The organism is Chitinophaga chungangae (assembly GCF_017742215.1).
Lineage (GTDB): Bacteria > Bacteroidota > Bacteroidia > Chitinophagales > Chitinophagaceae > Chitinophaga > Chitinophaga chungangae.
In genome coordinates, this window is record NZ_JAGHKP010000002.1 from 1,180,963 (window position 1) to 1,204,049 (window position 23,087).

General features: G+C 51.1%; 21 protein-coding genes. 8 read left to right on the plus strand and 13 right to left on the minus strand.

What is annotated here, in order from left to right; all coding sequences use genetic code 11:
- Positions 1 to 263: 263 nt before the first annotated feature.
- Complete coding sequence (locus J7I43_RS13070; RefSeq protein ID WP_209146124.1) at positions 264 to 635, minus strand: DoxX family protein; 372 nt, start codon at positions 633 to 635, stop codon at positions 264 to 266.
- Positions 636 to 825: 190 nt separating this feature from the next.
- Positions 826 to 2,364 carry a lysine--tRNA ligase gene (gene lysS, locus J7I43_RS13075; protein ID WP_209146125.1) on the minus strand — a complete coding sequence of 513 codons (1,539 nt, stop codon included), beginning with the start codon at positions 2,362 to 2,364 and terminating at the stop codon, positions 826 to 828.
- Between the two features lie 202 nt (positions 2,365 to 2,566).
- Here lysS and J7I43_RS13080 point away from each other — a divergent pair, with 202 nt between their 5' ends.
- A complete protein-coding gene (locus tag J7I43_RS13080) occupies positions 2,567 to 3,394 on the plus strand; it encodes a universal stress protein (protein WP_209146126.1) in 828 nt (275 codons plus the stop codon).
- Between the two features lie 24 nt (positions 3,395 to 3,418).
- Positions 3,419 to 4,150 carry a DUF4197 domain-containing protein gene (locus tag J7I43_RS13085; protein ID WP_209146127.1) on the plus strand — a complete coding sequence of 244 codons (732 nt, stop codon included), beginning with the start codon at positions 3,419 to 3,421 and terminating at the stop codon, positions 4,148 to 4,150.
- Positions 4,151 to 4,224: 74 nt separating this feature from the next.
- On the opposite strand, the gene J7I43_RS13090 is transcribed toward J7I43_RS13085, so the two are convergent.
- Genes J7I43_RS13090 through J7I43_RS13100 form a run of 3 tightly spaced genes read right to left on the minus strand, consistent with a single transcriptional unit; the run spans position 4,225 to position 7,308 of the window.
- A complete protein-coding gene (locus tag J7I43_RS13090; protein WP_209146128.1) occupies positions 4,225 to 5,385 on the minus strand; it encodes a DUF4268 domain-containing protein in 1,161 nt (386 codons plus the stop codon).
- A gap of 25 nt (positions 5,386 to 5,410) precedes the next feature.
- Positions 5,411 to 6,295 (minus strand): flavin reductase family protein, encoded by an 885-nt coding sequence (locus tag J7I43_RS13095; RefSeq protein WP_209146129.1) that lies wholly within the window; start codon positions 6,293 to 6,295, stop codon positions 5,411 to 5,413.
- Entirely contained in the window at positions 6,292 to 7,308 is a 1,017-nt protein-coding gene (locus J7I43_RS13100; protein WP_209146130.1) for a fumarylacetoacetate hydrolase family protein, read from the minus strand. Before J7I43_RS13100 ends, J7I43_RS13095 begins: the two co-directional genes overlap by 4 nt.
- A 58-nt stretch (positions 7,309 to 7,366) precedes the next feature.
- Here J7I43_RS13100 and J7I43_RS13105 point away from each other — a divergent pair, with 58 nt between their 5' ends.
- Positions 7,367 to 9,304, plus strand: a complete 1,938-nt coding sequence (locus tag J7I43_RS13105) for a polysaccharide deacetylase family protein (protein ID WP_209146131.1) — start codon at positions 7,367 to 7,369, stop codon at positions 9,302 to 9,304.
- Between the two features lie 62 nt (positions 9,305 to 9,366).
- On the plus strand, positions 9,367 to 10,029 hold the full coding sequence (locus J7I43_RS13110) for a sterol desaturase family protein (RefSeq protein ID WP_209146132.1): 663 nt from the start codon (positions 9,367 to 9,369) through the stop codon (positions 10,027 to 10,029).
- Positions 10,030 to 10,058: 29 nt separating this feature from the next.
- Here J7I43_RS13110 and J7I43_RS13115 read toward each other — a convergent pair whose 3' ends face one another.
- From J7I43_RS13115 to J7I43_RS13145, 7 genes are all read right to left on the minus strand, one after another.
- Entirely contained in the window at positions 10,059 to 10,394 is a 336-nt protein-coding gene (locus J7I43_RS13115) for a hypothetical protein (protein WP_209146133.1), read from the minus strand.
- Entirely contained in the window at positions 10,395 to 11,333 is a 939-nt protein-coding gene (locus tag J7I43_RS13120) for a DUF6263 family protein (protein ID WP_209146134.1), read from the minus strand. It lies immediately after the preceding gene.
- Between the two features lie 18 nt (positions 11,334 to 11,351).
- Complete coding sequence (locus J7I43_RS13125; protein WP_209146135.1) at positions 11,352 to 12,125, minus strand: TIGR02757 family protein; 774 nt, start codon at positions 12,123 to 12,125, stop codon at positions 11,352 to 11,354.
- A gap of 88 nt (positions 12,126 to 12,213) precedes the next feature.
- Positions 12,214 to 13,353: a cystathionine gamma-synthase gene (locus J7I43_RS13130; protein ID WP_209146136.1), complete on the minus strand. Its 1,140-nt coding sequence runs from the start codon at positions 13,351 to 13,353 to the stop codon at positions 12,214 to 12,216.
- A 392-nt stretch (positions 13,354 to 13,745) separates the two neighbouring features.
- A complete protein-coding gene (locus J7I43_RS13135; protein ID WP_209146137.1) occupies positions 13,746 to 14,360 on the minus strand; it encodes a DUF2911 domain-containing protein in 615 nt (204 codons plus the stop codon).
- A gap of 100 nt (positions 14,361 to 14,460) precedes the next feature.
- Positions 14,461 to 15,948 (minus strand): sulfatase family protein, encoded by a 1,488-nt coding sequence (locus J7I43_RS13140; RefSeq protein ID WP_209146138.1) that lies wholly within the window; start codon positions 15,946 to 15,948, stop codon positions 14,461 to 14,463.
- A gap of 36 nt (positions 15,949 to 15,984) precedes the next feature.
- Positions 15,985 to 16,578 carry an acyl carrier protein phosphodiesterase gene (locus J7I43_RS13145; RefSeq protein ID WP_209146139.1) on the minus strand — a complete coding sequence of 198 codons (594 nt, stop codon included), beginning with the start codon at positions 16,576 to 16,578 and terminating at the stop codon, positions 15,985 to 15,987.
- Positions 16,579 to 17,006: 428 nt separating this feature from the next.
- On the opposite strand from J7I43_RS13145, the gene J7I43_RS13150 reads away from it, so the two are divergent.
- The 4 genes from J7I43_RS13150 (at position 17,007) to J7I43_RS13165 (ending at position 20,413) form a co-directional block, all read left to right on the plus strand.
- Entirely contained in the window at positions 17,007 to 17,465 is a 459-nt protein-coding gene (locus J7I43_RS13150) for a PepSY-like domain-containing protein (protein WP_209146140.1), read from the plus strand.
- A 128-nt stretch (positions 17,466 to 17,593) separates the two neighbouring features.
- On the plus strand, positions 17,594 to 18,568 hold the full coding sequence (locus J7I43_RS13155; RefSeq protein ID WP_209146141.1) for a deoxyhypusine synthase family protein: 975 nt from the start codon (positions 17,594 to 17,596) through the stop codon (positions 18,566 to 18,568).
- Positions 18,569 to 18,979: 411 nt separating this feature from the next.
- The gene (locus J7I43_RS13160) at positions 18,980 to 19,588 is read left to right on the plus strand and encodes a TetR/AcrR family transcriptional regulator (RefSeq protein WP_209146142.1); all 609 of its coding nucleotides are present in this window, start codon (positions 18,980 to 18,982) and stop codon (positions 19,586 to 19,588) included.
- 213 nt (positions 19,589 to 19,801) lie between these two features.
- Positions 19,802 to 20,413, plus strand: a complete 612-nt coding sequence (locus tag J7I43_RS13165; RefSeq protein WP_209146143.1) for an outer membrane beta-barrel protein — start codon at positions 19,802 to 19,804, stop codon at positions 20,411 to 20,413.
- A gap of 645 nt (positions 20,414 to 21,058) precedes the next feature.
- On the opposite strand, the gene rho is transcribed toward J7I43_RS13165, so the two are convergent.
- Complete coding sequence (gene rho / locus J7I43_RS13170) at positions 21,059 to 22,750, minus strand: transcription termination factor Rho (RefSeq protein ID WP_262898733.1); 1,692 nt, start codon at positions 22,748 to 22,750, stop codon at positions 21,059 to 21,061.
- Positions 22,751 to 23,087 lie beyond the last annotated feature (337 nt).

The window sequence follows — 23,087 nt, forward strand, 5'->3', positions numbered from 1 at the left end:
ATTAACAGGTTGATGAACATGCGGGTATTTCCGCCGCAAGGCAACGAAAATAAAGATCAAATATCAAATTCAACAATGAAATATACCAGCGGCAATGGTTTTAACCGGATATACAGAGGAATATGCCGGTTATAGGCTAAAAGCCGCGTTCCGTGAAATGCAGTATGCGGGCGATGCAAAAGCAGCCTACTTTAGAAGTGGTTTTTCATAGGATATGGTCGAAATTTAAGGGGGCGGTGAAATCTTTCACTGCCCTGTTTTTTTTATAATTCCCTGATCCGGTGCCGCACATTCCCGATCACAACGGAGGCGGCCAGCAGCCCCAGGTCTTTCAGGATGTTGAACGGAGCATAAACATTCCCTTTGTTCAGCGCCGGGATATGTATCACCACGATAAATATCAGCAGCATCAGCGCCAGCAGGTAACAGGCCGGCCGCGTCCATTTGCCCCATATCATGGAAATACCCGCCAGTATCATGCAGGCGCCGGTAAAATAGATCCAGAAAGTGCCCCCCGGCACGGTGGAGGCCATAGACGCCAGGGTATCCGCATTCACGAGGTGGTTGATGCCGAAATAAAGCCATACCAGGGCGAATAACACCACGGCGGCGAACGTAGGGACCTTTATTTTCATGGGATGAAGGTTTTTAACAAAAACGGGAGAAAGCCCGTTTTGTTCGCCGGTGACGTAAAGCGATTTACTACGGTGAGAACGCTTTTACCCTACTAAAGCCCTATCAATGCAGTTTTTTTATTATAGAGCCGTTCCATAAAAAAAGCGCCTCGCGGGTGCAGGGCGCCTTCGATCTGTTAAAAATTTGACTTTAATCGGCTATCACGGGCTTTTCGGGCCGCATTTGCGGGAAAAACAGCACGTCCTGGATGCTCGGCTGGTTCGTCATCAGCATGGTAAGCCGGTCTATGCCGATACCGATGCCCGAGGTGGGCGGCATGCCATATTCCAATGCGCGGAGGAAGTCCTGGTCGATGTACATGGCCTCGTCGTCGCCGCGGGCCATCAGTTCCACCTGGTCTTCAAAACGCTGGCGCTGGTCGATCGGGTCGTTCAGCTCGGAGTAGGCGTTGGCGATCTCCTTGCCGTTTACGATCAGCTCAAAACGTTCCACCACGCCGGGTTTGTGGCGGTGTTTTTTGGTCAGCGGGCTCATTTCTACGGGATAGTCGATAATGAAGGTGGGCTGCACGTAATGGTGCTCGCATTTTTCACCGAAGATCTCGTCGATCAGTTTGCCTTTGCCGGAGCTGGCTTCCACGTGGATGTTCAGCTGTTTGCAAACATCGCGCAGCTGGGTTTCGTCCATGTTGGAAATATCGAAACCGGTATGTTCTTTAATGGCATCGTACATGCTTACGCGGCGGTACGGCGCTTTGAAGTCGATCTCTTTATCGCCCGCGGTCACTTTGGTGGAGCCGTTCACGTTAACGGCCACTTTTTCGAGCAGGGCTTCGGTGGTGGCCATCATCCAGTTGTAATCTTTGTACGCGGCGTACATTTCCATTACGGTGAACTCGGGGTTGTGCGTACGGTCCATGCCTTCGTTTCGGAAGTCTTTCGCGAACTCGTACACGCCTTCAAACCCGCCCACGATCAGCCTTTTCAGGTACAGTTCGTTGGCGATGCGCAGGTAAAGCGGCATGTCGAGCGCATTGTGATGGGTGATGAAGGGCCGCGCCGCTGCGCCGCCGGGAATAGCCTGCAGGATGGGCGTTTCCACTTCGAGGTAACCCAATTCGTTATAAAAGTCCCGCATGGTTTGCATCAGGCGGGTGCGTTTGATGAATACTTCTTTCAGCTGCGGGTTGATCACCAGGTCCGCATACCGCTGGCGGTATTTGAATTCGGGATCGGTCACTTCGTCGAAGTTTTCCCCGTCTTTCGTTTTCACCACCGGCAGCGGGCGCAGGGCTTTTGCCAGCACGGTCAGCTCTTTTACGTGTACGGAGGTTTCACCCGTTTTGGTAACAAAAGCATATCCTTTCACGCCGATAAAATCGCCGATATCGGTGAGTTTTTTCCAAACCTGGTCGTAGAGGGATTTATCTTCGCCGGGGCAGATGTCGTCCCGTTTTATATAAAGCTGAATTCTACCCTTGCTGTCCTGCAATACGGCAAAGTTCGCCTTGCCCATGTCTCTTGTGCTCATGATACGGCCGGCCAGGCATACGTCCTGGTACTGGTCTTTCGTTTCTTCCGAATAGCCGGCCTTGATATCCGTGGAATATGCGTTCACGGGATATTCGGGGGCCGGGTAAGGGTCTATGCCCAGGCTTTGCAATTCCTTCAGCTTGTCCCGGCGGATAATTTCCTGTTCCGAGAGCTGTTGTTGGGTAGTTACGCTCATTTTTGTGATTAAATACTGGTTTTAAGGAAGTGCATGCACTTCCTGTACTGAATGGAACGCAAAAATAGAGGTTTTCGGGCGGATTTGCTCATGTGCCGGACCGTACCGCTTATTGCAGGTTTTTCTAATTTATTTATTACTTTCTTCCAACGATTGGTGCGGTTATTGTGTAACTTTAGGATGATTAAAAAAACCTTCCGTCATGAAAACCATCATTGTACCAACGGACTTTTCAGAAACAGCATATAACGCGGCCCGCTACGCGATCGGGCTGGCTGGGCAAACGGGGGCAACCAGGGTGATCCTTTACCATGCTTACGAGCTCATCGTTCCCATTCCCGACCTGCCTACCGCCGTGCCGATGGTGAATATGGAAGACCTCCGCGAATCCAGCCTCGAAGGCCTCCGGCGCATGCAAACGGAACTGGCGCCCATGGTGCCTTCCGGCGTACGGCTGGACATGCGGGCCGATAATCATCTTCTCGCCGCCAATATCGACCAGGTATGCCGCGAAGAACTGGCGGACATTATCGTGATGGGCATCACCGGCGGCAGCCAGCTCGAAGAGATACTGGTAGGTTCCAATACGGTAGACGTGGTAAAATCTTCCGCTTACCCCGTAATCGTAGTGCCTACCAAAGCCGCTTTCAGGCCCATCCGCAAGATCGTGTTCGCCTGCGACCTCCGCAAAGTGGCTAAAACCACCCGCCGTGAGCCGCTCCTGAAAATACTCGACGAGTTCAAACCCGAACTGCATGTCGTGAACATTCAAAAAGAAGGAAAAGAAAATATACATCCTGAAGAAAACCAGGAGCTGGACAACATGTTGCATAACTACAACCCGCAATATCATTTCATCGACCGGCCCAACATCGCGGATGCCATCACAGGGTTTGCGGAAGAACAATATGCGGACCTGCTGCTGATCATTCCGAAAAAACATGGTATTTTCGACAGCATATTCAAAAGAGGACATACATCCAGGATCGCATTCCAGACGAATGTGCCTTTGTTGTCCATCCACGAATAAACACCTATATCAATTTTAGAAGCTATGCTTAAAAGAACATTACTATTGGCGGCGGGCGTATTGTGTCTCGCCATTTCATCCGAGGCGCAGATCCTCAAAAAAGCGCAGGGCCTGTTAAATTCCGCCGGCGGCGGCACCGGTTCCGTTACCGAAGGGGAAGCGGGCATGGGCATCAAGGAAGCGCTGGAAAAAGGCGTGAGCGCCGGTATTTCGCTGCTCAACAAAGAGAACGGTTTTTTTGGCAACGATCTGTATAAAGTATTGCTGCCGCCCGATGCGCTGAAGGCGGAGAAAACGCTGCGCAGCATCGGTCTTGGCGGAGAGGTGGACAAAGCCATCCTGCAGATCAACCGCGCCGCGGAAGAGGCCGTCGGTTTTGCCAAACCGATCTTTGTGAACGCCATCAAACAAATGACCATCACCGATGCGCTCAACCTGCTCCGCGGCGGGGAACGTTCCGCAACGGATTATTTCCAGTCGAAAACGACCGCTTCGCTCACGGAAGCGTTTTCGCCGGTGATAGACAGCGCGCTGAACCGCACTTCCGCCACTAAATATTACAGCACCATCGTAACCAAATACAACGAGCTGCCCATCGCTTTCAACAAAGTGAATCCCGATCTGAAAGGGTATGTTACGGAAAGAGCGATCAAAGCCCTGTTCGACCAGATCGCGAAGGAAGAGCTGGCCATCCGCCAGAATCCTGGCGCGCGCACTACTGAGCTGCTGAAAAAAGTGTTTGGCGGGAAAAGCTGATCAACTCAAAAATATTGACGGATTATAGGCTGCTCCCCACCGGGAGCGGCCTTTTTTGGGTTGTATGCAGGAGATCAATCTTCTCCCAAGAGTTCCTGAGTGTCGCTGCCAGCACTTAACAATGCTGTTTTTAATTCACCGGTGAATGGTTTTACGGCTTTCTCTAGCTTATTAATATGTGTGATGAGGAAATCAATGATAGCGGGCCATTCGTCTTCATTGTAATAATTTTGGCCTTGCTTATAAAAAACGATTGAAGACCTAATGATCTCTTCCGTCCGTTCCCATGAAAGATGCTCTCCGAATGCCGCATCAATCTCATCTTTATGGCGATATAAAGCATCGAACAATAGTTTGTTTTCCTCTTGCGAGGACCGTCCAAAATTTACCTTTACATACGAATTGCCATTACTAATGACTACTTGGTAAGTGATATAGGTTACACCTAAGCCTCCTGCAATAAGAGAGTTTTCCTTTGTTGCGCTAGAGCTTTGGAATAAGGTAGATTTTCCTTTAATAGCCTTCAAGAATTCTCCCCAGAACTTTAAACGGATCTTATGCCGGGTTTTATTGGATTCGTCGGTGCTAAACTCTTCCTGGGCTTTGTTATTCATGGAGATAATATAGTCTTGCGCGTCTTTGATCGGAATGATCTGATCAATCGCTAGGAAGTACTGACCATTTAATTCGTAGGGAGTAGCTTTAAAACATTGTAAATGAATTTTAAAGTTCATCAGCCACAAAACAGTAGAAGTAACTTCCATGCGAAAATTTGCAGCAACCAGGATGATTCTTTGCGACATTCGTTGATTTAACACGAGTTCGGAATACTCCCGATCACCAAAAAAATCTTCTAATACTTCTGTTGCATTCTTGCCCTGGGCCTGGCCCTCCAGATACTTTTGAAAAATATCCCGAATGTCTTCTTTCTTTAACGTGCTGCAGTAGCTTGCATATTTTAAAGCCTGCCAAGTCACATCCCGGCCGGAATCATCCAGTTTATTCTCAATGATGACAAGATTTCCATCTTTATCGAGTGCCAATAGGTCAAGCCGTTCATATGTATCGGGGAAACCACTGAATTCTTTCTGGATGATCAGTAATTTTTCTCCGAACACTTCCGGGTGGCTAACGATCCATTCCTGGAGATGCTTGCGTTCCGAAAATCCGGATTCCGAAAATGTTTTCTTACCTAGTGGCTGGATGGTATTATTCGTCTGGTTTACTACATACATTGGAGATAGTTTGTTTTTTTAAGCCTCAACTCCCCGCCAGCAGCACCTGCCATGCCTCCGTTACTTTATTTTGCTCCAGCAGTTTTTTCGCATAGGCATGCAGTTCCTTTTCCATTTCTTCAGGATTGATGCTGTAGTATTGGATGATGTTTTTGAGATGATCGTCATTGAACGTGGCGTCTATCACCGGCAATTCGTTCACGTTGCCTAATTGGCCGAGGTTATTGCCCGTGAGGATGTGACTGTTGCGGATACCCGCCGGCAGCGCATCTACGCCGATGCCGACTTTCAGGTTGGGTTTCTCCACTTCAAACACGGCGTCGCCGGAAGCGCGGCAATAATAATCCGCGCCCATTCTCGCCACGAGATCTATTTTCTGCGGATCGATCTTTCCGCCTGCGTCGAGAATTTCTTCGTTGATATGCAGCAGCACCGGCTCGCAGATCACAAGATTGCCCGCGCCGCCGCCCTGGCCGGTTTCAATGATGTCTCTCACCACGCATTCCATTTGCACGGGGCTTTCTTTTACGCGGAACGGTTTTATTTTTTCTGAAGGCAAAGACGTGAAACCCGCCTTTTCAAATTCACTTACGCCCTTCGGAAACTCGCAGCTGGAAAGGGATGCCTGCTGCACCATGGCGTAACTCACTACGTTGATCACCACTTCGCGGGTGGCGTAAATATTCTCCAGCGTATGTTTGATAGTGTTGTCGCGCACGCGCCGCGAAGGCGAGAACACGAGCGTGGGCGGGTTGGAGCCGAACACGTTGAAAAAGCTGAAAGGGCTCAGGTTGGGCCGGCCTTCTTCATCGACGGTACTGGCGAAACAGATCGGCCGCGGCGCTACCGCACCGAGCAGGTATGCATGCAGCAGGGCGGTTTTCACCTCGCCCGGTATCACTTTCATCATACGTTCTTTTTCTGCGCCAGTATTGAAAAGTCGGATTCTTCCGCTACGATGGTGTTCACAAGCCTGCCCAGCCCTTCAATCTCCATTTCCACCACGTCGCCGGCCTGCAGCCATTGCGCCTGGTAATTGGGATCGTTCAGCTTGCCGGTGCCGTTCAGTTCAAGAAAACATCCCGTGCCCACGGTGCCGCTGCCGATGATGTCTCCCGGCATAATGTCCGCCCCGTACGCGCAACGTTCGATGATCTCGGCAAAGGTCCAGTCCATATCGCCCATATTGCCTTCGCTTACCTGTTTGCCGTTCACCCAGCACTTCATGCCAAGGTTGTAATTATTGCCGGTATGGCCCTCTTTGGCAGGGACCAGGTAAGGTTCCAGCTCGTCCGGCGTTACCAGTATGGGGCCAATTACGGTGGAGAAATCTTTTCCTTTGGCGGGGCCGAGGTTGAGCTTCATTTCTTCCATCTGCAGCAGGCGCGCGCTCATATCGTTCATGATCATATAACCGCCGATGTATTCGTCCGCTTCCGCAGCAGTAATGTTCCTGCCGCGTTTGCAGATCACGACGGCCGCTTCCAGCTCAAAGTCCAGGTTCTGGAAATGGTCCGGCATACAGAGCACTTCGCCGGGACCCTGGATGGCATTGTGATTGGTGAAATAAAAGATAGGGTATTGATCGAATTCGGGGATCATGTCTGCTTTGCGGTTCCTGCGCGCCGCGGCCACATGCTGGCGGAACGCGTAACCGTCGCGGCAGCTGGTAGGGAAAGGCACGGGCGCCAGCAGCTGCACCTGGTCGTAAGGCACGCCGTATACGCTGGAACGCGGGTTCTTACCGGCTTTCAGCTGCGCGTCGATGGCCGTGGCGAGGCCGATCACATCGTCCCACATCTGGAGGAACATGTGCATTGTGGAAGGAAGATCGGGATGAAGTTCCTGCATATTGTAAAGCTGTCCGTTCACGAGGATCGCCAGCTGGTCAACGTCTTCGCGGATGTAGGTAACGAGTTTCATGTGTTGTTCCGGTGGTTTTTGTTCGCCAAATATATCGGTTTTTTTATAGCTTTAAGGTATGCTTCGATTATCTGCCGTATTCCTTTGCCTGCTCTGCTGCTTTACTGCTGCGGCCCAGCAGCGCACGGACAGGTTCCTGGAAAAATTGTTGCTGGAGCGCGCATCGCCGCGGCTGAAACATATCCTGCAACATCCCGATTCGTTCCAGGTGCAGCTGATCTACACGCAGATCGACCGCGATGCGAAGAACCGCCCGACGTTCAAACACTACTATTATCACGTCGGCAATAAAACTTATTTCAACCCCGCGTCTGCCGTAAAAATGCCGCTGGCCTTCCTGGCGCTGGAAAAGCTGAACGGACTGGGCATCGACAAATACACGCCGATGCTGACAGACAGCGGGTACTCCGGTCAAACCCGCGTGTGGAAAGATACGTCTTCCCCCGGCGGCCTGCCTTCCGTGGCGAATTATATCAAAAAAATATTTCTCGTCAGCGATAACGACGCTTACAACCGCCTGTACGAATTTATCGGGCAGCAAACCATCCACGAAAAACTCTGGGCCAAAGGGTATCCCGAAATGCGCATCGTGCGCCGTTTTGTGGCGATGAACGAAGACCAGAACCGGCATACGAACCCCATCCGTTTCGAACAAGACGGCAAACTCGTGTACAGTCAGCCCGCGGCAGTGAGCACCCTGCAGTACGACTTCAGCCGGCCTTTGCTGGTGGGGCGCGGGCATTGGGACAAAAACGATAAACCGGTGGATGCGCCGATGGATTTCACCCGCCACAACAACGCGCCCCTGGCCGATCTGCAGCAAATTCTGCAATCCGTGCTGTTCCCGGGATCGGTGCCCGCCAGTAAACGTTTCAACCTCACGAACGACGATTACCGGTTCCTGTACCGGTACATGGCCGCGCTGCCGCGTGAAAGCACAAAACCAGGCTACGATACATCCGAATTTTTCGACAGCTATACGAAGTTTTTCCGTTTCAAAGCCGGCCGCGGGAAGATCCCGCCTTACATCCGTGTGTTCAACAAAACCGGCTGGAGCTACGGTTTCCTTACCGATATCGCCTATCATGCCGATTTTAAAAACAAGACCGAATTTATGGTCAGCGGCAACATTTACGTGAACCGCGACGGGGTTTTGAACGATAACAAATACGAATACGAGGAAGAAGGATACCCGTTTTTTAAAGAAGTGGGCGATATTTTGTACAATTACGAGCTGCAACGGAAACGCCCCCACGTACCGGACCTGCAGGTGTTCGAAGACGCGGTGGCGGGCCTGGGCGAAGCGCCCAAAGCCATTACCCGCGGCGATACCACGAAAAAACAGGTGGCGCTGGCGTTCACCGGTCATGAATTTGCGGACGGCGGGCAATATATCGCGGGCGTGCTGCGGAGAAATCATGTCCCCGCTTCATTTTTCCTGACCGGCACCTTTTACGAAACGCCCGCTTTTGCGCCCGTTATCAGGCGATTGAAGGCAGACGGGCATTACCTGGCCGGGCATTCCGGGAGGCATTTGCTGTATTGCGATTGGAGCAAGCGGGACAGCTTATTGGTTACCCGGCGCCAGTTTGAGGAGGACCTTGCGCTGAATTACAAGGCCATGGACAGGTTCGGCATCCCGGCGGCGCATTATTTCCTGCCGCCGTATGAATGGTACAACGATTCCATCGTGAAATGGACGGCCGAACTGGGGCTTCAACTGGTGAATTTCAGTCCCGGCACCCTCAGCCATGCCGATTATACTTATCCAGAAATGGGGAAAACTTACCGGGACAGTAAAAAAATAATGGAATCCATTACTACCTTTGAAAATCAGCGCGCTGGGGGGCTGAACGGGTTTATCCTGCTGATGCATATCGGTACGGACCCGGGGCGTATAGATAAATTTTATTTTCAATTGAATAAATTGATACGATATTTGCAGGGTAAAGAATACGTTTTTGTGACCATACCCCGGTTATTGTCCAAACAATAACCTTTTAGTTTCCCTACTCCTGTTTGCTGTTTACTACATCGTTTAATTAAAAAAAAGGAGTCATGAAATTTGAGAAGATCAAGAATAAAGGACAGGCAAGGTTATTTGAAAGCCGCTATCTCGAAATGCTGACCAAAACGCACCCGCTGATCATTTGGGGGATGTACATCCCGATCATGGGTTATATGCTGTATTACAGTCACAATACTTTAGGCAACAGCCTGGGCCACATCGGCCTCGTATTTGCCGGCGCGCTTTTTTTCTGGACGTTTTTTGAGTACATCATGCACCGTTTCCTGTTTCACCTGGTATCCGAAAGCCCGGTCTGGATCAGGATCATTTACGTGCTGCACGGTAACCACCACGAATACCCGAGAGACAAACAGCGCCTGTTTATGCCGCCTGTGCCGAGCCTGTTATTGTCTTCCGTGATCTTTGCCGTGATGTACCTCATCATGCAGGGCACGGCGTTCATATTTTTCCCCGGCTTCATCCTGGGTTACCTGATCTACGGCACCATGCACTATGCTATCCACGCCTGGAACCCGCCGTTCAAATTCCTGAAACCGCTCTGGCGCAATCATCACCTGCACCACTACAAAAGCGACGATAAAGGGTTCGGGGTTAGTTCCTCTTTCTGGGACAGGGTATTCGGCACGTTCTTCGACCTGGATAAGGAGAAGGACGATAAAGAAAAAGTGAAATCGTTAATGTTCGATAAATAAGAAAAAGGCCTCCGAGGAGGCCTTTTTTATTACCATTTTTCTTCGTCGTTGTTGAGGCTTTCAGGCGGCTGGCGGTAGATCTCGCGGCTCCTGCTCTTTTCGGCCTGCCGTTCGATAATGAGGCGGGCCACGTTACGGTAAACGTCAGGGTAATTTTGGGTGGCGAGGATCTGTTTCACTTTTTCCTCCGACACATCCACCTGGTACAGCAGGAGCACGAACTGCTGGAAGTCTTTTTCCACCAGCATTTCCAGCTTTGCGGCAAGCCTTTGTTCCAGCTCTTCGAAGCTGATGCCTTTTTTAAGCCGGATGCCGGCATTTTCCTTCAGCCAGGCGCCCGCTTCCTTTAAATAACGGTCTTCCATTTATTTCATCTGCTTGATCTTGTAAGATGCGTTGGTAACGATCTTTACGGGCACTTTCAGGTCTTTTTTGAGCTGTTTTTTGCGGTTGGCGAGATAAACGTACTCGCCGGTCATTTCCGTATTCTGTACGCAAATGCTCGGGAAACCGCTTTCACGGCTGATGAGGTAGTTGCTGGTGAGTTTTCCGTCGATGGCGGCGGTAGCCTGGATGCCGTCTTCAATAGTGAAGGTTTCCACCTTGTCGGTTTTGATATTGCCGGTGCCGTTTACTTTGGCGGTCTGGCTGTCCCAGTGCTGGAGGTTCCAGTAAAGGTCTACCCGGCCTTTGAGCCCCGTGCGGATAGGCACGCTTTCTTCCCATTGCGTGCCGTTTTTGATGCCGTGAACGGGATATACGACCAGCAACTGCTCCAGCCATCCGCGGAAGGCGTCTGTACCGAACTGGTCTTTCAGGAGTTTTTTATAGGCTTCCTGTTCGTCGCTTTTGAGTTTGGAGAAGGCAGCGGAGGCTTTATCCAGCACGGCGTCCAGCTGTTCCACGTTCACGATGAAGCCGGTGGATTGCAGCGTTACGGTAAAAGGCTGGTCCAGCATCAGTTTCAGGGCGCCCTGCAGCGGTTCGGCGTCGTTGGTCACCTTGGCGTCCACGAAAATGTTCTGGTTTTTGGCGTTGAAGTTGAATTTGATGTCCGTATACGACCAGGTCAGCAGGTACCTGCCGGAGCCGGCTTCGGTCACGACCACTTTCATTTTGTTGTTGTAGTCGCGGGTCGTGCGCTGGATCACTTCCTGCACCGTAATATAGGTTTCGCTGCGGCTTTCCTGCGTCAGATCGAATTCACTACCCTGTTTGAGAGTATAGACCAGCTCCACATATTCCTGCGCGGAGAGTGTAAGTACGAGGCAGCATAACGCCACGATTCCGGTGAGTTTCTTCATTTTCTATTCTTCAATTGATCAAACATATTTTTCGATCACCCCCAGCCCGAACAATGCGAAATCGTATTTCACAGGGTCTTCCGGGTCCAGGAGGCGAAGTTGTTCCGTAAGCTCCGTGGCTGTTTTCCAGTTGGCTTCCGCTTTGGGGATAAGCCCCAGTCTTGCCGCCACCCGGCTTACATGCACATCTACGGGACATATCAGCTGGGAAGGCGAGATATGCTTCCACAGTCCAAAATCCACGCCATTTTTGCTGTCGCGCACCATCCAGCGGAGGAACATGTTCAGCCGTTTGCAGGCGGAATTGCGGTCCGGCGTGCTGATATGTTTCCTCGTTCTTTCGGGATGCTCCAGCGAAAAGAACATTTTGTGAAAACCTGCAAGGGCTTTCGTCACATCCTCGTCTTCAGCGGTAATATGCCCGCTGAACGCGAATTCGAGGGAGGTGATGTTCGTATAATAATGCTGGAGGAACTCTACAAAGTAGAGCAGGTCCAACCCGTTGAACGTACGGTGTTTAAAGGCCATCAACCGCATCCTGTCCCGCGCCTGGTGATTGCGCACAAAATCGTAGGGTGCGTTGTCGAAAAGCGTCATCAGTTCCGTGCATTTGTTGATGATAGTCGTTCGGTTGCCCCATGCGAGGATGGCGGCGAACAGCCCGGCTATTTCAATGTCCTGCAATAATGTAAACTTGTGAGGGACGCTAACGGGGTCCCCTGGTACAAATGCAGGCTGGTCGTAATAAGCTGCTTTGGCGTCTAAAAATTCCTTTAGTTGTTGGGACTTCATCGGTTATGGTATATGGAAACCTCCCGTCCATAGCGGGAGGTGTAGGTGTAATGAGCTAAAAGTAAACAGATTATCCCAACTTTTAAAATCAACCGATCGCTTTTTTCAGGTCTTCCGTAAGGTCTGAGGCGTCTTCGATGCCTACGCTCAGGCGGATCAGTGAATCTGTCAGGCCGTTTTTCAGGCGTTCTTCCCTCGGGATAGACGCGTGCGTCATGCTGGCGGGGTGACCGATGAGGGATTCTACGCCGCCCAGGGATTCCGCCAGGGAAAAGAGTTTCGTGCCGCTGAGCACTTTCAGCGCCGCGTCCATGCTGTCGTCTTTTAAGGTAAAAGAGATCATGCCGCCGAAACCGCGCATTTGTTTTTTGGCGATGTCGTGATTGGGATGGTCTTCAAACCCGCACCAGTACACTTTATTCACTTTCGGGTGCTGCCGCAGGAAGCGGGCCACCGTTTCGCCGTTCTCGCAATGGCGCTGCATGCGCACGTGCAGGGTTTTAAGGCCGCGAAGCACGAGGAAGCAATCCTGCGGGCCGGGCACCGCGCCGCAGCTGTTCTGTATAAAATACAATTGCTGCGCCAGGGCCTCGTCTTTCACGATCACCGCGCCATGCACCACGTCGCTGTGGCCGCCGAGGTATTTGGTGGCGGAATGCACCACGATGTTCGCCCCGAGGTCCAGCGGGTTCTGCAGGTACGGCGAAGCAAAGGTATTGTCCACCGCCAGCAGGATATTTTTTTCCTTCGCGATGGCCGCAACGGCCGCTATATCAATGATGTTGAGCATGGGATTGGTCGGCGTTTCGATCCAGATCATTTTCGTGCGCGCGTTGAGCTGGGGGCGGAGGGCTTCCGCATCGCGGAGGTCGGTGAAATGGAATTGAATGCCGTATTTGGCGAATACTTTCGTGAAAATACGGAAAGTACCGCCGTATAAGTCGCTGGAAGCCACTACTTCATCGCCGGGGGCCAGCAGCTTCAGCACTGCGTCGGTGGCCGCGAGGCCGCTGCCGAACGAAATGCCGTGAGAACCGTTCTCTATGGCAGCTAATGCGTTCTGCAAAGCGTCGCGCGTGGGGTTCTGCGTACGGGCGTATTCGTAGCCCTTATGATCGCCCGGCGCAGCCTGCACGTAAGTGGAGGTCTGGAAAATGGGCGTCATGATCGCGCCGGTAGACGGGTCCGGTTCCACCCCCGCATGTATGAGCTTGGTTCCTAACTTCATGGTTTGGTTCGTTTTACAGAAAGTACCAAAGGTACGGAATTTAGCAGCGCCCCGAGACGGCCGCACGTAGTTATACGATAACACGTACGTAGTACTTCTCCGCGTCGAAAACCCTTTTTGTACGGGCCTTTCAGCGGATTTGCCGCAGTGAGGGGCATCATACGGACCATATCCCCGCACTTACGAGATAAATTCATGCATTCACCAGAAACGGGTTTTCCCGTAACCTTTCCCGGGTTAATTTTACCGTAGGTTTTTCATAGGATATGGTTAAAATTTCTGAAGGCGGTATTCTTACCGCTTTTTTTTATGGTTACACTTTCACTTCATATATTTAAAAAAGGCAGCGGAATTCCGCTGCCTTTTTCGTTATCTCTTTCAGCCTCCGGCTGTTATTTCTTTTTCGCCGGTGTGGTGGCGGCCACGGTCTTCGATTCCGTCCAGCGGATGGGAAGGCTTACCATGGTCTTGTCCCAGCCCATCAGCAGGTTGGCGCCATAAGCGGCCTTTTCGAACACCATGCTGAATGCCTCCATTTCGTCCGCCGGGGCGGTCACGGGCACGTCTGTACGTACCAGGTCGAGGGAAGATTCATATTTATAAGCGCCCCAGATATCCGTTTGTTTATTGATGATCACGGTCCATTTGGTTTCCGTGGGGATCACGTAAAGCGTATAACGGCCTTTGGGCACCGTTTTGTTACCGATCACAACGGGGCGGTAAAATTCCACTTCAGTGGCCTCGTTCGCGCCAAGGCGCCAAACTTTGCCGTATTCCACGAGGTTGCCGAAAATGGGACGGCCTTTTTTCTGCGGGCGGCTGAAAATGGCGCGCGCCACCAGCGTTCCCGGTTCACCTTTCACCTTGCACACATACGGGTACATTACAGGATAATAAGCCATATCCATCGGGCTGGGGTCTACCGGCGGCATTTTCTTTTCCTGGGCGTTGGCTAACGATGCGGCGGCGAGGCCCGCAATCACCAGTAATGATTTGAGCGTATTCATATTCTGTGGACGTTTAGATTTTTGCCCAAACCTACGTGTTTTTCAGAAATTCAGAAAAAAGGGAAATGGCCGGTGGTAATTATTCCCTTACCGCCGGTTATCAGGATTTCTCTTTACGCATGTCCACCGCCACATCATTCGATTGCACAGGCCCCGGCGTGCTTCTCCCCTTATCTATCAGCTCCTGCAGCAGCGCGGTAAGCCTGGCCACCACCGCCGGTTCGGAAGCCTGGAGGTTATGCCGCTCGGCCTTGTCTGTCCGCAGGTTGAACAATTGCCGCTCCGGCAGCCCCTGCTTGCGCGCGGCGGGATCGCGCGGCTCGCTCCAGCCGCCGGAACCGGGGCTGAGCAACAGTTTCCAGTCGCCCTGCCGGATGGCGAAATGCCCTGAAATGCTGTGATGTATGGTAGAAGTGCGTTTGTATTGTTTGTTGCGCCCCTGCAGCAAAGGCAGCAGGCTGAAGCTGTCCGGCCCCGCGTCCGGCGGAAGCGGCTTGCCAACGATCGCGGCGCAGGTGGCCATCAGGTCGGTGAGGCAAACAGTGGCTGCATTCACCGTGCCCGGCTTCACTTTCCCCGGCCATTGCACGAGAAAAGGAATGCGGTGACCGCCCTCGTAAAGGTCGGCCTTGTTGCCCCGGAAACCGGCGGACGGGTCGTGCCCGGCGGCTTTCAGCTTGTCGTACTCCGCGTAGGGCGCATACCCGTTGTCGCTGGTGAAGATCAGTAAAGTATTATCCACCAGGCCTTCCTGCTCGAGGTACGTCATCACCTGCCCCAGCAGCCAGTCCGTTTCCATCACGTAATCCGCGTAATTGCAGATCCCGCTTTTGCCTTTAAAAGCGGCGCCCGCCGCCAGCGGCGTATGCGGTGAAGGCAGCGCCAGGTACAGGAAAAAAGGGTGTTGTTTGTGGTCTTGAATATATGCCTGCGTTTTGTTTGCCATCGTTTGCAAGGCGTGCTCAAAAACAAAACCGGGGCCTTTCGGGCCGGGGCGCGTGTTGGGATATTGTTTGGCCACCACGGTGTCTGTCGGCATTTCGGTGAGTTGATCGTTTTCGATGAACACATACGGCGGCATGTCCAGCGAAGCGCTGATGCCGAAATAATAATCGAAGCCGTTGCTGAGCGGCGTATGCCGCAATGGCTGCGTGAAATCGGGCGTTTTGCCGTTCATGGCCCAGGTCATGCCCAGGTGCCATTTGCCGATGATGCCCGTGGAGTAGCCGTTATTTTTCAGCAATTGCGGAACGGTGAGCCGCGCGGAATCGATCAGCGGGGGCGAATAACCGTTCAGCACGCCGCTTTGCAGCCGGCTGCGCCAGGAATAACGGCCGGTAAGAATGCCGTAACGCGTGGGCGTGCATACGGCGGAGCCGGAATGCGCGTCGGTGAAACGCATGCCTCTGGCGGCCATTTTATCGGTGTTGGGCGTGGCTATTTTGCCGGAAGGATTGTAGCAGCGGGCGTCTCCGATGCCCATATCGTCTGCCAGGATATAAATGATGTTCGGGCGCGTGGAATTTTTTTGCGCGGAAGCGCCGGTGGCGCTCAATAACGTGAAAGTAAGAAAGACGAGCGTTTTCATGTTTCAATATAAAGAACGCGCCCGGGAAATTCAAGCTCAAAGGCCCTTCAGGCCTTCATTTCGCATAAAAGCAACAGCATCCGGGAAGAAACTATCATAACAATGTTGCAGCGCGGCGTAGTGGTTTTCGAACACGCCGAAAGGCACGTCCACCGGATGGGGGAAGTATTTGGAGCGGCGCACCATGCCTGTGAAACTCTTCAGCACGCCGTCTTTGAACCGGTAACCATACAGCCAGTTATGCGTGCGCATATAATAAAATACCTGCTGAAAAAGCGGCGGCAGCTCGTCATGGCGCCCCTGCAGCAGCCGGTAAGTGTCTTCGGCAAACTGGATCAAAGAAGCGGAGGATGTGAAATGTTTTTCGTCGTTGGCGAGGTAATGATCGTACACGATGTCCATAAACACGCCGCCATAAAGCCCGCAGGTGGGGCGGAAAATAGCCTTGGCTTCGAGGGTGGCGGGGTGATGGTCGGTGTATTCGTCCAGGGCGCGGTGAAGGTGGATGCCGCGGCGGACGTCTTCCGGGAACGTATAGATCTGTTTGCCTTTCACGAAGTCCGCGATCATCTGCCCGGTGGTAATGGCCGGATCATGAAAAGATAGATATGCGTGCGCCAGGTAATTCATGTGCTGTTGAGCGGCGTTGATGGTCAATAAGCGGCAAAGGCTGGGTAAATACGGCTTTGCGTATGCCGAAGATAGTTATAATCCGCCAAGGCTGTCCGTTTGCGGAACGGATTGTCCGCTTTTGCAAACACGCGGGCCGCGTCTACCGGCCGTCACCGTACTTTCACTTTAACAAAGTCTTAACCTCCCGGCGTGCAACATTTGCCTTTTCCGCTCAACTCCTTTACTGGCAAGGGTTATAGAGGGTGTTGAAAAATGAAATTATATATGCGTCATAACATCCATAACATTCGCTTAATGTTTGTAAACCAATCATACTAATCCGCTTGCCGCACGTAATGCGCGGATGTAATTTTACATCGTTAACAACAAACAAAGTTCTTTATTTAGTAATCATCATTTAAAAATCAGGATAAAATTTTTCCGCCATGAAAAAACTTATCGCCATTTTGACCTTCGCAGCTGTACTTACCAGCAGCGCGGCCTTCGCCTTCGATCCGTTCGACGGGGCCACCATCGACAACAAAAAAGTGATGGAATCTTTTAACAAGGAATTTGTCGGCGCGGCCGATGTTTCCTGGTATCACACGGCAGACAAATACGTCGCTAAATTTACCATGAAATCATCCAAAGTGACGGCGCATTTCGACAAGGAAGGGAACCTGCTTGCCACTTCCCGTTACATTACCGACACGGAACTGCCGCTGAACGTAATTACGAGGATGATGAAAAAGTATCCCGACCAGAAGATCCACAGCATCGTGGAATACGATTCACAGGGTTCCACCACGTACGTGATCACGCTGGAAAGCGACACGCACTGGACCATCCTGAAAGCCGAATCCAACGGCAATCTTACCAGGATGAAAAAATTAGAAAAAGCATAACCGAGTTTTAGTTTTAGTTTTAGTCAGTATAACCGTTCCGTTTCCCACGGAACGGTTTTTTTATTTGTGGTAAACAGCCCGTTTATTGTACCTTTGCGGCTTGTACACAAGCAAAATATTGTACTGATATGAACAAAGGACCGATTTCTCAATTCATCCAGCATCATTACCGCCACTTCAACGCGGCGGCACTGGTAGATGCGGCCAAAGGATATGAAACACATCTGCTGGAAGGCGGCAAAATGATGGTGACCCTCGCCGGGGCCATGAGCACCGCGGAGCTGGGTATTTCCTTCGCAGAAATGATCCGTGCCGGCAAGGTGGACATTATCTCCTGCACCGGCGCCAACCTGGAAGAAGATATCATGAACCTCGTGGCCCATACCCATTACAAACGCGTGCCGCATTACCGCGACCTCAGCCCGCAGGACGAATGGGAACTGCTGGAAGGCGGCTTTAACCGTGTTACAGACACCTGCATCCCCGAAGAAGAAGCGTTCCGCCGCATTCAGCAGCATATCGTGAAGATCTGGAAAGAGGCCGAAGCAAAAGGCGAACGTTATTTCCCGCACGAATACATGTATAAACTGCTGCTCAGCGGCGCCATGAAAGAAAATTACGAGATCGACCCGAAAAACAGCTGGATGATCGCGGCCGCCGAAAGGAACATTCCTATCGTGGTGCCGGGCTGGGAAGACAGCACCATGGGCAACATCTTCGCTTCCTACGTGATCAAGGGCGAACTGAAAGCCACTACCATGAAAAGCGGCATCGAATATATGGTGGAACTGAGCGACTGGTACCGCAAAAACTCATCCGGCAAAGGCGTGGGCTTTTTCCAGATCGGTGGCGGCATCGCGGGCGACTTCCCCATTTGCGTGGTGCCGATGATGTACCAGGACCTGGAGTGGACGGACGTTCCGTTCTGGAGCTATTTTTGCCAGATCTCCGATTCCACCACTTCTTACGGTTCTTATTCCGGCGCCGTGCCCAACGAAAAGATCACCTGGGGCAAGCTGGACATCCATACACCCAAATTCGTGATAGAATCAGACGCCACGATCGTTGCGCCGCTGATCTTTGCGTACCTGCTGGGCTGGTAATAAACCTGCAGAACATTCATTTTAATACGGAAAAGGCCGCATTTTTGCGGCCTTTTTTATGTTTTGAAGTCTTTGCCCGGCAAAAATATTTCCGCATGGCAGGCGGCCTGAAATGATCTTATCCAGTTTGGTTAATTCCGTCTTCGCCAACCACTTAAATCTTCTTATCAACCTCAAAATTTCCTTTCCGATTCCCCGCTTTTCCTTATTGCTGCTGTTTTAACAAATCTTTACGCAGTTACATATTGTGAATATTAAATATTTCTTTATGTTTGCACCACAATTGAATTACGTATTTAAATTGTTAAAGTTCTTTGCGTCCGGAGAAGAAATTCTTTTTGCTGAATCGAAATTACTCGTACATTTGACCCGCAAAGTCAAAAAGTCAAACAGGGATTTTGTATTTCATAAATGGCTGAACAGGATCAGAAAAGGGAAATGATACTGGAGGCAGCGCTGAAACGTTTCAAACGTTTTGGCCTGGCAAAAACGACCATGGAAGAAATTGCGAAAGACCTGGAGATATCAAAAGGCTCTTTATATTATTATTTCCCTGACAAAGATAGGATCTATGTGGCAGTAGTGGAAAAGATCGTATCGCAGTGTTTTACGGACATCAGCAGCAGCCTCGAACAGGCCGCCTCCGTGCAGGAAGTGATGGACCGTTACCTGTCCGTAAAGGAAAGAATATTACTCGACTACCATTTCCTGTTCGGCATTCACGAGTGGGTGACGGACAAACCCAGCAGTCTTAACCGGCAGGTGGGGGAACTGGTACATCAGTCGGAGATCAGGTTTTTATCGCAGTTTATCCGCAAGGGGAAAGCCCTTGGCGAGATCGCGGAGAAACATGATCCTGAAAAAACGGCCGACCTGTTAACGCATGTGTTGTTTGGTTTGTGGGTGATCTGGTGCAAGTGGCAGGCCGCGGGTTTCGAACTTCAGCAAACAGACAATATTAAAGAATTTATGAACCGGGAACGGATGGTACTGACCATCTTCTTCCAGGGATTACGGTAAACCATCGACAAAGCCCAGCTTTTATTTTCCCCGGGTTGCGCGCCAACGCAACATTGTAAAGTTGTAGCTCACCAGTTATTGACATATTAAGGCACCTGAAAAACATACGTCAAAAAATGAAAAATTGACCGTAACGGGAATCATATGCCCTTTTTACACACAAATTTCGGCTCATCAATTATTGACATAATAAACCTAAAAATTGTACGACAGATGAAAAAGATGATCATTGTGGCCGCTCTGGGCCTTTTCGGAATCCAATTCGCTAATGCACAGGTAAAAAAAGGCGATGTGCTGGTTGGCGGTAACGTAGGTATCGCTACCAGTTCAGAAAAAGTGGACGGCACTGATGGCAAAACCACCAGCACTACGTTCAACATCAGCCCCAAAGCAGGCTACGCACTGAGCGACAAATGGATGGTAGGTGTTTTTGTAGGTACGGACTTTACCAATAGTAAAGACAAAACCGTTGAACCTAACACCGAATTAAAATCTACCGTTATCGCTCCGGGCATTTTCGTTCGTAACTACCACATGCTGGGCGAAAAAGTAGCGCTGTTCGGCGAAGCGAACGTTGCTTACGGCTTTGGCACGGTTAAGGCCAACGATACCAAAACTGCATCCGTTAACAGCATCGATGCGAACATCGTTCCGGGTATCAGCTATTTTGTAAACAAACGTTTCGTACTGGAAGGCGTTTTCGGTGGCATCAACTACAGCAATGTAAAAAGCACCAACGAGATCAACAACGTTGAAACTACCAACAGTTCGTTCAATTTCGACTTTACCAAGAAGTTCCGCGTAGGCGTTTCTTTCCTGTTCTAGTCTAAATATTAGCGTTTTTTATAAGGGCATTGTCTTTGAAAGACAATGCCCTTAACTTTTTCCGGGGAGTTTGGCAGAGTTTTGGTAAAGGTTATGGAAAGAAATAATCAAACTATGAAAAACAACCGTGTACACCTTCTTTTCGCATTGGCGGCAGTATTGCTTTTCGGCAGTTGCACAGTTTATCACGATGCGAACGGGCACAGGATTCCGCCGGGCCAGGCAAAAAAAATATACGGCACAAAATCCGCCAAACCTTTTGCGCCGGGGCAGCAGAAAAAACGACATTAAATCATATTTAAAAACGAGTGATATGAAAAAGGGATGGATCATAAAAAGCGCGGTAGCAGCCATGATGATATTTACGGTAAGTTGCGCGGTGCCACGCCCGCCGGCCCCGCCGCATCCCCCGGGAGCGCGGCCTCCGAAACCGCCTACGCCGCCAGGCCCGCCCCATGGCCCGATGGAAACGCAGGACGTACAGCAGTTAACGGATATTACCATAGCATACCCTCACAGATAACACTTAACACTTAAAAAGAAAGGAAAGCCCCGCCATCGCGGGGCTTTCCTTTTATCTAATCGAAAAAGGCCCCGGAATTAACCGGAGCCTTTTCTTTTTTCTACATGTACATCTCAATATGTTTACCTGTTCATCGTGACCAGGAACTCTTCGTTGTTGCGGGTGCCGCGCATGTGCTGCAGCATGAAGTTCATCGTTTCTTCCGTGTTCATGTCCGCCAGGTGATTGCGCAGGATGTAAATGCGTTGCAGCATTTCTTTTTCGAGCAGCAGGTCGTCGCGGCGGGTAGATGACGCGGTAACGTCGATGGCGGGGAAAATGCGGCGGTTGGCCAGCCTGCGGTCCAGCGCCAGTTCCATGTTGCCCGTACCTTTAAATTCCTCGAAGATCACCTCGTCCATCTTGGAACCGGTGTCTATCAGCGCGGTGGCGAGAATGGTCAGCGAACCGCCGTTCTCGATCTTGCGCGCCGCGCCGAAGAACTGTTTGGGTTTCTGCATGGCGTTGGCTTCCACGCCGCCGCTCAATACCTTGCCGGATGCAGGCGCCACGGTGTTGTGCGCACGTGCGAGGCGGGTAATGGAATCGAGCAGGATCACTACGTCGTGACCGCATTCTACCAGGCGTTTTGCTTTCTGCAAAGCGATGGCGGATACTTTCACGTGTTTTTCCGCGGGCTCGTCGAAGGTGGAAGCGATCACTTCCGCTTTCACGGAACGTTCCATATCGGTCACCTCCTCGGGGCGTTCATCGATCAATACGACCATGAGATAGATCTCGGGGTGATTGGTGGCGATGGCGTTGGCTACTTCTTTCAGCAGCATGGTTTTACCCACTTTCGGTTGCGCAACGATGAGGCCGCGCTGACCTTTACCGATCGGCGTGAACATGTCCATGATACGGGTGGAGTAGTTGTTGGACGTAGTGGTAAGCGTGAGCTTTTCGAAAGGGAACAGCGGTGTGAGGTAATCGAAAGGCACGCGGTCGCGTACTTCTTCGGGAGATTTACCGTTGATGCTTTCCACTTTCAGCAATGCGAAATATTTCTCGCCTTCTTTCGGCGGGCGAACAGAACCGCGCACGGTGTCGCCGGTTTTGAGGCCGAACAGTTTGATCTGCGAAGGGGAAACGTAAATATCGTCGGGAGAGCTGAGGTAGTTGTAATCGGAGCTGCGCAGGAAACCGTAGCCGTCGGGCATCATTTCCAGTACGCCTTCGCTCAATATTACACCGTCGAACTCTATATTGAACACGGGTTCTTTTTTCGGGTATTTATGCCCGCCCTGCTGGGCTTTGGGCTGTGCTACCGGTTCCGGCACGGTCACAAAATCATCCTCTTCCTCTTCGGCTTCCGGCAATGCTATTTCTTCTTCCTCTTCCGTAAGCGCGGGCAACACGATGTCGTCGTCGTCGTCGAACGTCAGCGAAGGGATATCGAGATCGATATCGAGCTTACGCTTGGGTTGCGGTTGCGGTGTGGCCTGAACTTCTTCTTCTGGTTTGGAAACTTTTGCGGCGGCGGCGGGTTTGCGTCCTCTTTTTGCGGCGGGTTTGTCTTCAGCGGAGGTAGGTTCTTCAGGTGCGGCTGGGGCTTGGGCGGCTTCTTCTTTTTTCGAGACGGGCTTTCGTTTTCGTGCTTTCTTTTCGTCTCCGTTTCCCTGCTGATCCTCCGACGCTATGACCGCTTGTTTATCGAGTATTTTATAAATTAGTGCTTGCTTGTCCAGTTTTTTCGAGTTTGGAATGTCCAGCTTTTCTGCAATGTCAAGCAGTTCAGGAACGAGCATGTCGTTCAGTTGTAAGATGTCGTACATCATCTGCGTTTGTCAAATTTTAGAAGTGTCGAAAGGTGGGTACCACTGCATACCAATGTCACCAATTAACAAATAATTGTTTTGAGTCAATAATAAAACTTTGATCGTTAAATTGATAGGGATCGATTTGAGTTAAGGACTGCTGATGAAGATGGCAAAAAAGGAACTTATCAGACAGATTGTAAGTACAAGATTAAAACAAGTTTTGCTATTCTCCAAAAAAATATTGACCTGCCCGGCCTAACGTATAACGGAAATTTGTCAAGCCTGTACCCCTTTCCAGCCATTTCCTCATACCTCTCCCAGCGCAAATTCCCGGCCAAATATGCGCCGGTTT